Source organism: Acidovorax sp. (genome assembly GCF_046314175.1).
Lineage (GTDB): Bacteria > Pseudomonadota > Gammaproteobacteria > Burkholderiales > Burkholderiaceae_C > Acidovorax.
This window is the reverse complement of sequence record NZ_JBKBXG010000062.1, coordinates 1-14,955: the sequence shown is the minus strand read 5'-3', so window position 1 is coordinate 14,955 and position 14,955 is coordinate 1. Positions and strand designations below refer to the sequence as shown.

Sequence of the window (14,955 nt, the reverse complement as noted above, 5' to 3'; positions counted from 1 at the left end):
AAAAGCCGCCCTCGGGCGGCTTTTTTACGTTTGAAGTGTTGGGCGGTGGTCTAGGGGTGGATGACGGGTGTATTGGGATGCCCGGAGGGCTGAGTGGGTTTTCGCTTTGCTGGTTGGCAGTAGTGCCTGCTCAATGTATTTCGTGGTGCAATTTTCTGGCATCACTCTTGCTTAATAGATCGCTTGAAAAGGCTTTATAGGCCCTTCAGTGCGCCCGGGATTCAGGGATTTCCCGTTGGCTATAGAGCAACTTTTACTGCATAGTAAAACTTTTATTTAAGAGGGTTCCATGAAGCTCAAATACCGTCTTTTGTCGGTGGCTGCTGCCGCTGCGCTGTTGGCGTCTCCAGCGCTGCAGGCTAAGCCATTCAAATGGGCAAGTCAGGGAGAGATTTCGACTTGGGATATTCATTCCCAGAACAATGCACTGCAAAACGGCATTCATGCCAATGTGTATGAGAGCCTGGTTTACTACAACAGCAAGACGTTCGATGTGGAGCCTGTTCTCGCAACCGCGTGGAAGGAAGTCAGCCCCACACAGGTGCGTTTTACGCTGCGCCAAGGGGTGAAGTTCCACGATGGTTCTCCGTTCACCGCCGATGATGCTGTGTATTCGCTGCAGCGCGCCATGGCCAAGACCTCGAACTTCACGCCTTACGTGCAAGGCATCAGCAAAATCGTAAAGGTTGATGCACAAACCATCGACGTCATGCTGTCCGCGCCCAACCCCGTGCTGCTGCGCCAGATGACTGAGCTGCGCATGATGAGCAAGGCTTGGGCAGAAAAGAACAAGTCGGTGGAGCCCAAGGACATCAAGGGTGCCGACGAGAATTTTGCGCACCGCAATGCCATGGGTACAGGCCCATACACGCTCGATTCGTGGCAGCCTGATGTGAAGATGACGTTCAAGCGCAACCCCAATTGGTGGGGAAAGATGGACGGCAACGTGACGGAAATCGTTTATACCCCCATCAAGTCGAATGCCACGCGCATTGCGGCCTTGATTTCGGGTGAGGTGGACATGGTGCTGGACCCGACGCCTCAGGACTTGGGCCGCCTGCGCGCCAGCCCTGATCTGAAGGTGATCGACGGCATTGAAAACCGCACCATCTTCCTGGGCATGGACCAGTTCCGTGAAGAGCTGCCTGGCTCCAACATCAAGGGCAAGAACCCGCTCAAGGATGTGCGTGTGCGCAAGGCCCTGTATCAGGCCATTGATGCGGACACCATTTCGCGCACCATCATGCGCGGCCTGGGCAAGCCGACCGGTACCCTGGTTGCGCCCCAGGTGGCGGGCTACACCGAAGCGGTCGGCAAGCGCTTCCCCTACAGCGTTGAGGCTTCTAAAAAGCTGCTGGCCGAGGCGGGCTACCCTGATGGTTTTGAAGTGGACTTTGCCTGCCCCAACAATCGCTACATCAACGACGAAGCGATTTGCCAGGCGGTTACGGCCATGTGGTCGCGTGTGGGGGTGAAGGCCAAGCTGCGTACATTGCCTTTGGTCAACTACTTCCCGATGATTCAGCGCTACGAAGCCAGCATCTACATGCTGGGCTGGGGTGTGCCAACGTTTGACGCGTTGTACAGCCTCCAGTCGCTGGTGCGTACGGTGGGCCAGGGTGGTGACGGCAACTACAACGTGGGCCGCTACAGCAACCAGCGCATGGACTACTTGGTGGATCGCATCAAGGCAGAAACCGATGCACCGGTGCGCGCGCGCATGCTGACGGAAGCACTGCAGTTGTCCAACGACACGGTGTCGCACATTCCTTTGCACGACCAGGTCATCCCATGGGCTGTGAAGAAGAACATTGAGTTGACTCACCGCGCAGATAACCGCGTGGACATGCGTACAGTCAAGGTGAACTGATTTATCCTCGATACATAGAGAGCAAGGGCCATTCGGCCCTTGCTCTCTTTGGTTTAGTTTGACGACGTTTTGCCAACCAGCGCTCTGGTCACCATAAGTGGCTGTGGCGTTCCCATCGAACACTCACTCGACTCTCCGATGCTTGCCTTTATATTGCGCCGCCTGATACAGGCTGTGATTGTCATGATCACGGTGGCCTTCATCTCCTTCATGCTGTTCCAGTACGTGGGAGATCCTGTGGTGTTCTTGCTTGGCCAGGATGCCACTCCCGAACAGATTCGTGAATTGCGCGCTTCGCTCGGTCTCGATAAACCGTTTTTTATTCAGTTCTGGCACTTTCTGGCAAATGCCGCTCAGGGCGAGTTTGGCCTGAGTCTGCGCCAAGGCGCCAAAGTGTCTCGTCTTATTGCCGAACGTTTCCCTGCGACGCTGGAACTGGCGTTGGTCGCTGCTTTCCTGGCGCTGGCGATTGGTGTGCCAATGGGTGTCTACGCTGCACTCAAGCGTGGCACCTTCAGCAGCCAGTTGTTCATGACGCTGTCTTTGCTGGGTGTGTCGCTGCCGACCTTCCTGATCGGCATTTTGCTGATCCTGGTGTTCGCAGTGACACTGGGCTGGTTTCCTAGCTTTGGCCGTGGTGAGGTGGTGCAGATGGGCTGGTGGAGCACTGGTCTTCTCAAAGCAAAAGGCTGGCACCACATCACGCTGCCAGCTATCACTTTGGCCATCTTCCAGCTCACGCTGATCATGCGGCTGGTGCGCGCAGAGATGTTGGAGGTGCTGCGCACCGACTACATCAAGTTTGCCCGTGCCCGTGGCCTGTCCAACCGCGCCATCCACTTTGGCCATGCGCTCAAGAACACACTGGTGCCTGTGATGACCATTACCGGTCTGCAGCTGGGTGGCCTGATCGCTTTCGCCATCATCACTGAGACGGTGTTCCAGTGGCCGGGCATGGGTCTGCTGTTCATCCAGGCCGTGACGTTTGCCGACATCCCAGTGATGGCCGCCTACCTGTGCTTGATCGCCCTGATTTTTGTAGTGATCAATCTGGTGGTGGATCTGTTGTACTTTGCTGTTGATCCGCGCCTGCGCGTGGGGAAGGCAGGAGGCCACTGATGCAAGGCCCCCGCCTCAAAGCCGGTGGCCGGGCGTTTGCGCACATCGCGCAATACCACCCCGAGCTGACCGCGCTGCGCCGGGACCTGCATGCCCACCCCGAACTGGGCTTCGAAGAGATCTATACCAGCAACCGGGTGAAAGAAGCCCTGAAGCTTTGCGGTGTGGACGAAATCCATGACGGCATCGGTCGCACCGGTGTGGTGGGCGTGGTACGCGGTCGCAGCACATCCAGCGGCAGCATGGTGGGCCTGCGGGCCGACATGGATGCCTTGCCACTGACCGAGCACAACGACTTTTCCTGGAAGTCTTGCAAGCAAGGGTTGATGCACGGCTGTGGCCATGACGGGCATACCGCCATGCTGGTGGGTGCGGCGCGCTACCTGGCCGAGACCCGCAACTTTGACGGCACTGCAGTGCTGGTGTTCCAGCCCGGCGAAGAAGGCTTTGCGGGCGCCCGCGTCATGATGGAAGACGGCCTGTTTGACCGGTTTCCGGTGCAGTCCATCTACGCCATGCACAACTGGCCTGCGATGAAGCCCGGCACGGTGGGGATCAACCCCGGGCCAATGATGGCCGCGGCAGACCGCTTCACCATCGAGATCACGGGCCGCGGAGGCCATGGCGCCCATGCCTACCAGACGGTGGATGTGGTGGTTGTGGCGGCGCACATCATCACGGCCGCGCAAAGCATTGTTTCGCGCAACGTCCGCCCCATCGAAAGTGCCGTGGTCAGCATCTGCGCCATGCAGGCGGGCGATCTGGGGGCCTTCAGCGTGCTGCCCGGTTCTGCCACGCTGGTGGGCACGGTGCGCACGTTCGACCCGATCGTGCAGGAGATGGTGGAGCAGCGCCTCAAAGAGCTGTGCAACGCTATCGCGCTGGGGTTTGGTGCCACGGCCTTGGTGCACTACGAGCGCATCTACCCCGCCACGATCAACAGCGAGAGTGAGGCCATTTTCGCGGGCGACGTGGCCGAGTCTCTGCTGGGCGCGGACCACGTGGTGCGTGATCTGGAGCCCAGCATGGGCGCCGAAGATTTCTCGTTCATGCTGCAGACCAAGCCTGGCGCGTACCTGCGCATTGGGCAGGGCACTGGTAGTAGCGGCAGTGCGTTGCACAACAGCCGCTATGACTTCAATGACGACATCCTGCCCTTGGGCTCTGCGTTGCATGCCAGTCTGATCGAGCAGGCCATGCCTCTGGCGATGCCCTGAAGCATTCAGTTTTTACGCCGCTTCTATTCATTTGACACATTCCGGAAGTCCGACACTTTCGCAACCCTATCCACTACCAGGAGATTTCCATGAAATTCCAGAAAAAAGTTGCTGTGACCGCACTGTTTGCCGCGCTGACAGCGACAAGCTTGGTGGTCAACGCGCAGACCATCCGCATCGCCAACCAGGGCGACGCGCTGTCGATGGACCCGCACTCGCTCAACGAATCGCTGCAGCTGAGCGTCACTGGCAACGTCTACGAACCCCTGGTGGGCCGCAACAAGGACCTGAGCCTGGCCCCTGCGTTGGCCACGGCCTGGAAGCAAACCGCACCTACCGTGTGGCGCTTCGAACTGCGCAAGGGAGTGCAGTTCCATGACGGCACGCCGTTCACTGCGGACGACGTGATTTTCAGCTTCGGCCGCATGAAGGGCGAGGGGTCTGACCTTCGTGCCACCAACAGCGACGTCAAGGTCGTACGCAAGATCGACGACCACACCGTAGAAATCGAAACGAACGCACCACAGCCCATCCTGCCCGACGTGATCACCACCTCGTACATGATGAGCAAGAAGTGGTGCGAGACCAACCAGGCCGTGGTGCCCGTCGACCGCCGCAAGGGCATCGAGAACGCCGCGTCTTTCCGCGCCAATGGCACCGGCCCTTTCCGCCTGCGTGAGCGCCAGCCCAACGTGCGCTCGGTGTTTGTGCGCAATGGCGCCTACTGGGGCAAGATCGAAGGCAACGCGACCGAAATCGTTTTCACCCCCATCAGCAACGATGCCACCCGTGTGGCTGCGCTTCTGTCCGGCGAAGTGGACGTGATGGAGCCCGTGCCTGTGCAGGACATTGACCGTGTCAACACCAGTGCCAACACCCGCGCCGTGACCGGCCCCGAGCTGCGCACCATCTTCCTGGGCATGGACCAAAAGCGCGACGAGCTGCTGTACTCCAACGTCAAGGGCAAGAACCCCTTCAAGGACAAGCGCGTTCGCCAGGCTTTCTACCAGGCCATCGACATCGACGGCATCAAGCGCACGGTGATGCGTGGTGCATCTAATCCATCGGCATTGATGGTGGGCCCAGGCATCAATGGCTTCGAAGCCTCCGCCAAGCGTCTGCCGTACGACGTGGAGGCCGCCAAGAAGCTCATGGCCGATGCCGGATACCCCAACGGCTTTGAAGTGTCCATGAACTGCCCGAACGACCGTTATGTGAACGACGGCCGTATCTGCCAGACCGTGGCGGCCAACCTCTCGCGTATCAACGTCAAGATCAACCTGCAGGCAGAAACCAAGGGCACGTACTTCCCCAAGGTGCTGCGCCGCGACACCAGCTTCTACATGCTGGGCTGGACGCCCACCACGTACGACGCGCACAACGCACTCAATGCTCTGATGATCTGCCCCGAAGACAAGGGCGGTGCGGGCCAGTTCAATCTGGGCGCCTATTGCAACCCCAAGCTGGACGAGCTGACCAAGCAAATCCTGGTGGAGACGGACAAGGCCAAGCGCGACACGATGATCAAGGAAGCGTTCGACCTTCACAGCTCCGACATCGGCCATCTGCCGCTGCACCAGCAAGCGCTGGCCTGGGGTGTCAGCAAGAAGGTGAAGCTGGTGCAAATGGCCGACAACTTCATGCCGTTCAAGTGGATGAGCATCGAAAAGTAAGCCAACAGGAGACGAGAGAGTTCGGACAACAAATAGAAGTTGAAGTACGAAGGTACGACATAGCTATCGCTAATTGACAGCCTATGGACAACGCGCGGCCGCTACCCGGGCCGTGCGTCTGTTGCATGTTTACTGGTTTCCCCACAATGAAAACTACCCTTGCCCGCTGGTTTGACAGCGACGTTGGCTACAGCTTCCGCACATCGCCCATGGCGATGGTCGCGGCTGCCATTGCCCTGATTTGCGTGTTCTGTTCGCTATTTGCCGGATGGGTTGCGCCGCACAACCCTTTTGATCTGGCCACGCTGGAACTCAGCGACGCGCGACTTCCGCCTGCCTGGATCGCCGAAGGCTCCATGAAGTACCCCCTGGGCACTGACGACCAGGGCCGCGACATCCTTTCTGCGCTCATCTACGGTGCGCGCATCTCCCTCGTGGTGGGCCTCGCTTCGGTGGTGCTCTCCGTGGTGGTGGGTGTGGCGTTTGGTCTGCTGGCGGGCTTTCGCGGCGGCTGGATCGATGCCGTGCTCATGCGCCTGTGCGACGTGATGCTGTCCTTCCCCGCCATCCTGGTGGCCTTGCTGATTGCCGGTGTTGGCCGCGCGCTGTTCCCCAACGCGCACGAGTCCCTGGCCTTTGGCGTGCTGATCATCTCCATCTCGTTGACCGGCTGGGTGCAGTACGCACGCACGGTGCGCGGCTCCACCCTGGTAGAGCGCAACAAGGAATACGTGCAGGCCGCCCGCGTGACGGGTGTCTCGCCCCTGCGCATCATGCGCAAGCACGTGCTGCCCAACGTGATGGGCCCCGTCATGGTGCTGGCCACCATTCAGGTGGCCACGGCCATCATCACCGAAGCCACGCTGTCCTTCCTGGGCGTGGGCGCACCGCCCACATCGCCCTCATTGGGCACGCTGATCCGCATCGGCAACGACTACCTGTTCTCCGGCGAATGGTGGATCACCGTGTTCCCCGGCGCCATGCTGGTGCTGATTGCTCTTTCCGTGAACCTGCTGGGCGACTGGCTGCGTGACGCCCTTAATCCTCGCCTGCGTTGACTGGCATTCGCAGTATTTTTGAAGCAGGCACACATCCCATGTCTCTCCTAGAAGTCAAAAACCTCGTTGTCGAATTCCCGAGCCGTCGCGGTACCCTGCGCGCCCTGGACGACATTTCCTTCTCCATCGCACCCGGCGAGATCCTGGGCGTGGTGGGGGAGTCCGGCGCGGGCAAGTCGCTCACGGGCGCCGCCATCATCGGCCTGCTGGAACCACCGGGCCGCGTGGCCTCGGGCCAGATCCTGCTGGAAGGCCAGCGCATCGACAACCTTAACAATGATGAGATGCGCCACATTCGTGGTCGCCGCATCGGCGCGATCTTCCAAGACCCGCTGACCTCGCTGAACCCGCTGTACACCGTGGGCCGCCAGCTCACCGAAACCATCCTGGCCCACTTGCCAGTCACGCAAGAAGAGGCGCGCCAGCGAGCCATTGCGCTGCTGCAGGACACAGGCATACCGGCTGCCGCTGAGCGGGTGGATCATTACCCGCACCAGTTCTCTGGCGGCATGCGCCAGCGTGTGGTGATTGCCCTGGCCCTGGCGGCCGAGCCCAAGCTCATCGTGGCCGATGAGCCCACCACGGCGCTCGACGTGTCCATCCAGGCGCAGATCATCACGCTGCTGAAAAACATCTGCAAATCGCGCGGTGCGGCCGTGATGCTGATCACCCACGACATGGGCGTGATCGCCGAAACCTGTGATCGCGTGGCCGTGCTGTATGCCGGGCGCGTGGCCGAGATCGGCCCCGTGCATGACGTCATCAACAAGCCGTCGCACCCGTACACCAGCGGGCTCATGGCCTCCATCCCCGACATGACGGTGGACCGTGAACGCCTGAACCAGATCGACGGAGCCATGCCCCGCCTGAACGCCATCCCCAAGGGCTGCGCCTACAACCCGCGCTGCCCCCAGACTTTTGACCGCTGCATGACCGACCGCCCCGACCTGATGGACGCCGGCTCCACCCGCGCCGCCTGCTGGCTGCACGCTGGCGCCACAACAAAAACCGGGGTGGCTGCATGAGCGCCGTACCCACTCCACGCGCAACCGCTGCCGGCAGCAGCAAGGCCCTGGTCCAGGCGCACGACCTGGCCAAGACCTTTGACGTCTCGGCCCCCTGGCTCAACCGCGTGATCGAGCGCAAGCCCCGCACGCTGCTGCATGCGGTGGACGGCGTGAGCTTCGAGATCGAAAAAGGCAAGACGCTGGCCCTGGTGGGCGAGTCTGGCTGCGGCAAAAGCACCGTGGCGCGCCTGCTGGTGGGTTTGTACGAGCCCACGCGCGGCGGCCTCACGTTTGACAACCAGGATGCGCACGCCGCTTTCAAGGGCAACGACGCCAAGGCCATGCGCCGCCGCATCCAGATGATCTTCCAGGACCCGTATGCCAGCCTGAATCCCCGCTGGCTGGTCGAAGACATCATTGGCGAGCCGCTCAAGGAACACGGCCTCATCACCGACAAGGCCGAGCTGAAACAACGCGTGGGCGAGCTGCTCAAGTCCGTGGGCCTGTCGCCGCTGGACATGGTCAAGTACCCACACCAATTCTCCGGCGGCCAACGCCAGCGCATCTCCATTGCGCGCGCCCTGGCCACCGAGCCCGAGTTCCTAGTGTGCGACGAGCCCACCAGTGCGCTGGACGTATCGGTGCAGGCCCAGGTGCTCAACATCATGAAGGACCTGCAGCGCGAGCGGCAGCTCACCTACCTGTTCATCAGCCACAACCTGGCCGTGGTGCGCCACGTCAGCGACCAGGTCGGAGTGATGTACCTGGGCCGCCTGGTGGAATTGGCCGACAAGCACACGCTGTTTGACACCCCGCGCCACCCCTACACCCGCATGCTGCTCGATGCCATCCCCAAGATGCACGACACCGGCAAGGCGCGTACGCCCGTGCAGGGCGAGGTGCCCAACCCGTTGAACCCGCCGCCCGGCTGCGCCTTCAACCCGCGCTGCCCGCACGTGAACGACCGCTGCCGCGCAGAGCGACCGAAGTTGCTCAACATTGGCGGCATCCGCATCGCGTGCCACGCGGTCGAAGAAGGTCGGATTTAAGGTTTGCTCCTAAAAATATAGCTGCTAGCGCTTGCTGGATAAGCGCTAGAGGTCTATTTGGCTCATATTTTTGCCCTGCAGCCTGCTCGTGAGTTCATCAGAGTGGGGGTAAGCGGCCCATTCGCGGACACCGGCACAGGCTCCTTTCGGGAGCCTGTGGCGTTTTTGTGGCACTACGCCGCGCTTTGTTTTTCATCCCCCTGTCACGCAGCCTCACCACCATGCAGGCTTTTGCGAAACAACAGTCACAGGGGCCAAACATGAATATCGGTTTGTGGGAAACGAACGCGCGCCGCGCGCGTGTGGGGTTGCTGGCGCTGGCGGTAGCCAGCGCATTGGCAGCGTGCGGCGGGTCTGACAGCGGTGAGCAAGGCAAGCCGCTGGAGCTGACCATCCTGCACATCAATGACCACCACTCCACGCTGGAATCCAAGTCCAAAACCCTCAAGCTGTCTGCGGGTGGCGCTGCTGCAGTGGATGTGGCCGTGGACGCCGGTGGGTTTCCGCGCGTGACGGCGGCGATTGCCGAGCTGGCTGCCAAATCTCCCAATGTGCTCAAACTGCACGCAGGCGATGCGCTGACCGGCACGCTGTACTTCAACCGCGCAGGGGCCGACGGCGAGGCCGACGCGGCGATGATCAATACCGTGTGTTTTGATGCGTTCACGCTGGGCAACCACGAATTCGACAAGGGCGACACGGGCCTCAAGGGCTTTCTGGACCTGATGCGAAAAGGCACCTGCAAGACGCCGATTCTCAGCGCCAATGTGCAGTTTGGCCCCGCCTCGGCGCTCAATGCCACACGGTCTCCGGGTTACGTCAGCCCCTCGACGGTGGTCGAGCGTGATGGGCAAAAGATCGGCATCGTCGGCCTGACCATTGCGCAAAAGACCAAGGCGTCGTCCAGCCCCGACCCGGACACCACCTTTCAGGACGAAACCGTGGCCGCGCAGCGCGAGATCGACGCGCTGCGCGCCAAGGGCATCGACAAGGTCATCGTACTCAGCCACATTGGCTACGAGTACGACAAACAAGTGGCTGCGCGCCTGTCGGGCGTGGACGTGGTGGTGGGTGGCGACTCGCACACCCTGCTGGGCCCCAACACGCTGACCACCGCAGGCGTCGGCTCGCCCGCAGGCGCGTACCCCACGCGCGTCACCGACAAGGATGGCAAGCCCGTGTGTGTGGTTCAGGCGTGGGAATACGCGCAGGTGGTGGGTGAACTCAAGGTCAGCTTCAACGCCCAGGGCGAAGTCACGCAGTGCGCCGGCACGCCGCATGTACTGATTGGCGACAACTTCACCATCGGCGGCAAGGCTGCGACAGATGCCGAAAAGACGGCACTGAAGGCCAGCGCAGTGGCCACCGGTGTGTTGCGTGTTACCGCACCTTCGCCGGCCGCAACCACGACGCTGCAGCCCTTCAAAGACCGCGTGGCCGTGTTCAACAAGACGCAGGTGGCCGTGGTGCCGAAGGAACTGTGCTCGCGCCGTGTGCCCGGCGGTGTGGGATCGGTGGACTACAGCCGCTCCAGTGCGGCCTGCAATGCCGAAGGCAGCGTCAGCCTGCGCGGCGGCGACATCCAGCAACTGGTGGCCCAGGCGTACCTGGATGTGGCCAACGAAAAATACGGCGGTGCCGACATCACCCTGCAAAGCGGCGGTGGCGTTCGCATCCCGCTGCAAGGCACCGTGACGGCTGCGCAGGTGATCCAGGTGCTGCCGTTCGGCAACATGCTGTTCCGCCTGGACATCACTGGCCAAGAGGTCAAGGGCATGCTGGAAGACGGGTTGGAGGCAACCTACGGCACGGGTGGATCCACGGGGCCATACCCTTACACCGCAGGTCTGCGCTACGACGTGAACGCCAAGGCTGCGTTTGGCCAGCGCGTGACCAACATCGAAGCGCGCAACCCCACGACGGGCGCGTGGGGCGCGCTGGATGTGGGCAAGACCTACAAGCTGTTTGTGCTGAGCTTCAATGCCACCGGCGGGGACGGCTACAAGACCTTGGCCGCCGTGCCCGCAACGCGGCGTCTGGACATTGGCGTGCTGGATGCGGATGTGTTCTTCAGCTACATCGAAAAGCAGAGCAAGGACGCAGCCACAGGTCTGCCGGTGTTGAACCGGCTGCCGACGGAGCTGTACAGCACGCGCAGTTTCATGGGGCCCAACTGACGGCCCGTAGGACGTTCGCAGTCTTGCTCTGCGGCTTGGGTCGGCTTGTCTGCTTGCGCTGACCTGCCTTTGGACATTGCAACCCGTTCAGGCTGAGCCTGAACGGCGCGGGGTTCAACGAGCGGTCTCAGCCTCTCAGTCCGAGGGCACTGAGGCCGATCCCGCAGCCACTGCATCGCTGCCTTGCCCCGCCTGCGGCAGCGCCCGCCCCAGCAGGTACTCGATACATGTGCGCACCGCGCGCGTCTGGTGTCGGTCGGGCATGTACAGCATGAACATCTGCGTACCAAAAATGCTCAGCCGCCAGTCGTCCAGCGTGGTCAGCACCTCACCGCTGGTCACGGCGTCCTGCACCACGTAGTCGGGCACCAGCCCCACACCCAGCCCGGCCAGGATGCCCTGACGCAAAAATGGAAAGTGCTCTGAAATGATGGTGGGCTCCAGCAGCACTTCCTGCCGTGCATCGCCGCGGTAGCCGCGCAGGCGCAGCTGCTTGCCCACCACGCCCGAGGTGATCACCGGCGCGGCCTGCAGCGCGTCAAAGCTCTCTGGCAGGCCCTGCGCCTCTGCGTAGGCGCGGGATGCGCAGGCGATGTAGCGCACGCTGCCCAGGTCGCGGGCCACCAGCGTGGGTGGCGGCTCGGGCATCACGCGGATGGCGATGTCCACCTCATCGCGAATCAGGTCGTCCACCCGGTTTTCAAAGCGCACATCCAGCACGATGCCAGGGTACAGCCGCTTGAAGTCAATCAACCAGTCCGACATCACCATCTGCCCATAGCCGCTGGGCACGCTCAGGCCCACGCGGCCCTGCAGACCCCGGCCCAGCGTGGCAATGGTTTCGCGCGCAGCCAGCATTTCGTTCTGAATGGCGCGGCCGTGCGCGTACAGGCGCAGGCCCACCTCGGTGGGCTCCACCCGGCGCGTGGTGCGGCGCACCAGCTGCACACCCACCGACTTTTCCAGCTGATGCAGGTGGTAGCTCACGTTGGCCCGCGTCATCTTCAGGTTGCGGGCGGCCTGGCTGAGGTTGCCTGCATCGAGGATGTCGACCAGCACGGTGAGGGAAGTGAGTTCCATGGCGGAGCGTGAAAGGGCCGGTTTGCGGTGGTTTGTCAAAAATGCTTTGACAGTCTGTCAATAGGCTATGTAATTGTCAAGATAACTTCACGCATCAACAATCACCTGGTCGTCAACAGGCACAGCCATTACCAGGAGACTTCCCCGCATGGGCGCAGCCGTTCCCGCATCTTCCGTTGTCACTACCGCGTTGCATGGCGATGTTCTGGTCGTCACCATCGACAACCCGCCCGTCAACGCCCTGGGCGCCGCCGTGCGCCAGGGCCTGCTCGCTGCCATTCAGCAGGCGCAGGCCGATGCTGACGTGGCGGCCGTGCTGCTGGTTGGCGCAGGCAAGGCCTTCATTGCCGGGGCGGATATCCGTGAATTTGGAAAGCCCCCCGTGGCCCCACTGCTGCCCGAGGTCTGCCGCGCCATCGAAGGGTGCGACAAGCCCGTGGTCGCCGTGCTGCACGGCGCGGCCCTGGGCGGTGGGCTGGAGGTGGCGCTGTCGGCCCACTACCGCCTGGCACTGCCTGCGGCCACGCTGGGCTTGCCCGAAGTGAACCTGGGCCTGCTGCCCGGTTCGGGCGGTACGCAGCGTGCCCCGCGCCTGATGGGGGTGCAGGCCGCCACGGCCATCATGCTCAGCGGCCAGCCGCTCAAAGCCAAGGCAGCATTGGACGCAGGGCTGGCCGACAAGCTGGTGGAAGACACCGACCCGCTGGCCGCAGGCCTGGCCTACGTGCGCGAGCTGCTGGCAGCCCAGGCCCCCGTGCGCCGCACGCGCGACCTGACCATCGCTGAACCACAGGCCGCGCTGGCCTGGCTGGACGAACAGAAGACCGAGACTGCCAAAAAGTCGCGCGGCCTGTTCTCACCCCTCAAGATCATCGAATGCGTGCAGGCTGCCGTGCAACTGCCGTTTGACGAAGGCATGGCGCGCGAACGTGCGCTGTTCATGGAATGCCTGGACAGTCCGCAGCGCGCCGGGCTGATCCACGCCTTTTTTGCCGAGCGCGAAGTGGTCAAGGTGCCCGAAGCCCAGGCCGCGCAGCCACGCCCGGTGGGCAGCATTGCCGTCATCGGCGGCGGAACCATGGGCGCGGGCATTGCCGTGGCGGCGCTGGATGCGGGCCTGCCGGTGACCATGATCGAGCGCGACGCCGAGTCCATCGCCCGCGGTCGCGCCAATGTGGAAAAGGTCTACAACGGCCTGGTGGCCAAGGGCCGCATGACCGAAGCTGCCCAGGCCGCCGTGATGGCGCGCTACACCGGCAGCACCGACTACGCCGACATCGCCAATGTTGATCTGGTGATCGAGGCGGTATTTGAAGACATCGAGGTGAAAAAGGCTGTGTTCCGCGAGCTGGACCGCGTGTGCAAGAGCGGTGCCGTGCTGGCCACCAACACGTCTTACCTCGACATCGACGCGATTGCCGCCGCCACCAGCCGCCCGCAGGATGTGGTGGGCCTGCACTTCTTCAGCCCCGCCAACATCATGAAGCTGCTGGAGATCGTGGTGCCCGCCAAGGTGGCGCCCGACGTGGTGGCCACGGCGTTTGAGCTGGCCAAGAAGCTCAAAAAGGTGCCCGTGCGCGCCGGCGTGTGCGATGGCTTCATCGGCAACCGCATCCTGGCCGTGTACAAGCAGGCGGCCGACTACCTGCTGGAAGACGGTGCCAGCCCGTATGAGATCGACGCGGCGGTGCGCGGCTTTGGCTTTGCCATGGGCCCGTTCCAGGTGACGGACCTCGCCGGTGGCGATATCGGCTGGGCCACGCGCAAGCGCCGCGCCGCAACCCGCGACCCCCTGGCCCGCTACGTGGAAATTGCCGACCGCATCTGCGAGCGCGGCTGGTTCGGCCAGAAGACCGGGCGCGGCTTCTATCTGTATCCGGACGGCGCCCGGGTGGGCCAGCCCGACCCGGAAGTGCTGGCCCTCGTGGACGCAGAGCGCGCCAAGAAAGGCGTCACGCCCCGCAGCTTCAGCGCCGACGAGATCATGCGCCGCTACATGGCCGCCATGGTCAACGAAGGCGCCAAGGTGGTGGCCGAAGGCATTGCCCTGCGCCCGCTGGATGTGGACGTGACCTTTGTGGCGGGGTACGGCTTTCCGCGCCACCGGGGTGGCCCGATGAAGTGGGCCGACATGACGGGCCTCCCCAAGGTGCTGGCGGACATCCGCGAGTTTGCCAAGGAAGACCCGCTGTTCTGGCAGCCCGCGCCGCTGCTCGAAAAGCTGGTGGCCGAGGGGCGCAACTTCGACAGCCTGAACAAGGCTGGCTGAAGACGGCCGTGCGCAGTGCACAGCGCCGAGCGCGCTGTACATCGCGCTGCATCAGTTTTGAATCAAGTTTTGGGTCGAATTGGCCTCTAGCGCACTATATATAAGCGCTAAAAGCTATAAATTTAGGAGCAAATAATGCGTGAAGCCGTCATCGTTTCCACCGCCCGCACCCCGCTGACCAAGTCGCACCGGGGCGAGTTCAATGCCACCCCCGGCCCGCAGCTGGCGGCCTTTTCCGTCAAGGCGGCGGTGGAGCGCTCGGGCATCGAGCCGGAACTGATCGAAGACCTGGTGATGGGCTGCGGCTACCCCGAAGGCATCACGGGTAAGAACATTGGTCGTCAGACGGCACTGCGCGCCGGCTTGCCGCTGTCGGTGGCGGGCATGGTGGCCAGCCGGTTTTGCGCATCGGGTCTGCAGTCGGTGGCGATTGCCG

General features: G+C 62.5%; 10 protein-coding genes and 1 pseudogene. 10 read left to right on the top strand and 1 reads right to left on the bottom strand.

The window, feature by feature from the left end; translation table 11 throughout:
- Positions 1 to 289: 289 nt before the first annotated feature.
- The 8 genes from ACK4OE_RS17360 to ACK4OE_RS17325 all read left to right on the top strand — a co-directional run bounded on the left by ACK4OE_RS17360 (position 290) and on the right by ACK4OE_RS17325 (position 11,170).
- On the top strand, positions 290 to 1,870 hold the full coding sequence (locus ACK4OE_RS17360) for an ABC transporter substrate-binding protein (RefSeq protein WP_409886444.1): 1,581 nt from the start codon (positions 290 to 292) through the stop codon (positions 1,868 to 1,870).
- Between the two features lie 138 nt (positions 1,871 to 2,008).
- Positions 2,009 to 2,989, top strand: coding sequence for an ABC transporter permease (locus ACK4OE_RS17355; RefSeq protein WP_409886443.1), 981 nt, complete (start codon positions 2,009 to 2,011; stop codon positions 2,987 to 2,989).
- Positions 2,989 to 4,206, top strand: a complete 1,218-nt coding sequence (locus ACK4OE_RS17350; RefSeq protein ID WP_409886441.1) for a M20 aminoacylase family protein — start codon at positions 2,989 to 2,991, stop codon at positions 4,204 to 4,206. The genes ACK4OE_RS17355 and ACK4OE_RS17350 overlap by 1 nt, the downstream gene beginning before the upstream one ends.
- A gap of 89 nt (positions 4,207 to 4,295) precedes the next feature.
- The gene (locus tag ACK4OE_RS17345; RefSeq protein WP_409886439.1) at positions 4,296 to 5,879 is read left to right on the top strand and encodes an ABC transporter substrate-binding protein; all 1,584 of its coding nucleotides are present in this window, start codon (positions 4,296 to 4,298) and stop codon (positions 5,877 to 5,879) included.
- A 146-nt stretch (positions 5,880 to 6,025) separates the two neighbouring features.
- A complete protein-coding gene (locus ACK4OE_RS17340) occupies positions 6,026 to 6,937 on the top strand; it encodes an ABC transporter permease (protein WP_409785107.1) in 912 nt (303 codons plus the stop codon).
- Positions 6,938 to 6,975: 38 nt separating this feature from the next.
- Positions 6,976 to 7,962, top strand: coding sequence for an ABC transporter ATP-binding protein (locus ACK4OE_RS17335; protein WP_409886437.1), 987 nt, complete (start codon positions 6,976 to 6,978; stop codon positions 7,960 to 7,962).
- On the top strand, positions 7,959 to 8,993 hold the full coding sequence (locus ACK4OE_RS17330) for an ABC transporter ATP-binding protein (protein WP_409886435.1): 1,035 nt from the start codon (positions 7,959 to 7,961) through the stop codon (positions 8,991 to 8,993). The genes ACK4OE_RS17335 and ACK4OE_RS17330 overlap by 4 nt, the downstream gene beginning before the upstream one ends.
- Before the next feature lie 260 nt (positions 8,994 to 9,253).
- Positions 9,254 to 11,170: a bifunctional metallophosphatase/5'-nucleotidase gene (locus ACK4OE_RS17325; RefSeq protein WP_409886433.1), complete on the top strand. Its 1,917-nt coding sequence runs from the start codon at positions 9,254 to 9,256 to the stop codon at positions 11,168 to 11,170.
- A 135-nt stretch (positions 11,171 to 11,305) separates the two neighbouring features.
- Here ACK4OE_RS17325 and ACK4OE_RS17320 read toward each other — a convergent pair whose 3' ends face one another.
- On the bottom strand, positions 11,306 to 12,250 hold the full coding sequence (locus ACK4OE_RS17320) for a LysR family transcriptional regulator (protein WP_409886431.1): 945 nt from the start codon (positions 12,248 to 12,250) through the stop codon (positions 11,306 to 11,308).
- A 148-nt stretch (positions 12,251 to 12,398) separates the two neighbouring features.
- Between ACK4OE_RS17320 and ACK4OE_RS17315 the strand changes: the two genes are divergently transcribed.
- Both ACK4OE_RS17315 and ACK4OE_RS17310 read left to right on the top strand, forming a co-directional pair.
- Positions 12,399 to 14,519, top strand: coding sequence for a 3-hydroxyacyl-CoA dehydrogenase NAD-binding domain-containing protein (locus ACK4OE_RS17315; protein ID WP_409886429.1), 2,121 nt, complete (start codon positions 12,399 to 12,401; stop codon positions 14,517 to 14,519).
- Between the two features lie 135 nt (positions 14,520 to 14,654).
- Positions 14,655 to 14,955: pseudogene (locus tag ACK4OE_RS17310) on the top strand (acetyl-CoA C-acyltransferase); the annotation flags it as partial.

Excerpts from the sequence above, each read along its gene's own strand:
- ACK4OE_RS17360 (WP_409886444.1), top strand. The coding sequence starts at position 290 with ATGAAGCTCAAATACCGTCTTTTGTCGGTGGCTGCTGCCGCTGCGCTG.
- ACK4OE_RS17355 (WP_409886443.1), top strand. The coding sequence starts at position 2,009 with ATGCTTGCCTTTATATTGCGCCGCCTGATACAGGCTGTGATTGTCATG.
- ACK4OE_RS17350 (WP_409886441.1), top strand. The coding sequence starts at position 2,989 with ATGCAAGGCCCCCGCCTCAAAGCCGGTGGCCGGGCGTTTGCGCACATC.
- ACK4OE_RS17345 (WP_409886439.1), top strand. The coding sequence starts at position 4,296 with ATGAAATTCCAGAAAAAAGTTGCTGTGACCGCACTGTTTGCCGCGCTG.
- ACK4OE_RS17340 (WP_409785107.1), top strand. The coding sequence starts at position 6,026 with ATGAAAACTACCCTTGCCCGCTGGTTTGACAGCGACGTTGGCTACAGC.
- ACK4OE_RS17335 (WP_409886437.1), top strand. The coding sequence starts at position 6,976 with ATGTCTCTCCTAGAAGTCAAAAACCTCGTTGTCGAATTCCCGAGCCGT.
- ACK4OE_RS17330 (WP_409886435.1), top strand. The coding sequence starts at position 7,959 with ATGAGCGCCGTACCCACTCCACGCGCAACCGCTGCCGGCAGCAGCAAG.
- ACK4OE_RS17325 (WP_409886433.1), top strand. The coding sequence starts at position 9,254 with ATGAATATCGGTTTGTGGGAAACGAACGCGCGCCGCGCGCGTGTGGGG.
- ACK4OE_RS17320 (WP_409886431.1), bottom strand. The coding sequence starts at position 12,250 with ATGGAACTCACTTCCCTCACCGTGCTGGTCGACATCCTCGATGCAGGC.
- ACK4OE_RS17315 (WP_409886429.1), top strand. The coding sequence starts at position 12,399 with ATGGGCGCAGCCGTTCCCGCATCTTCCGTTGTCACTACCGCGTTGCAT.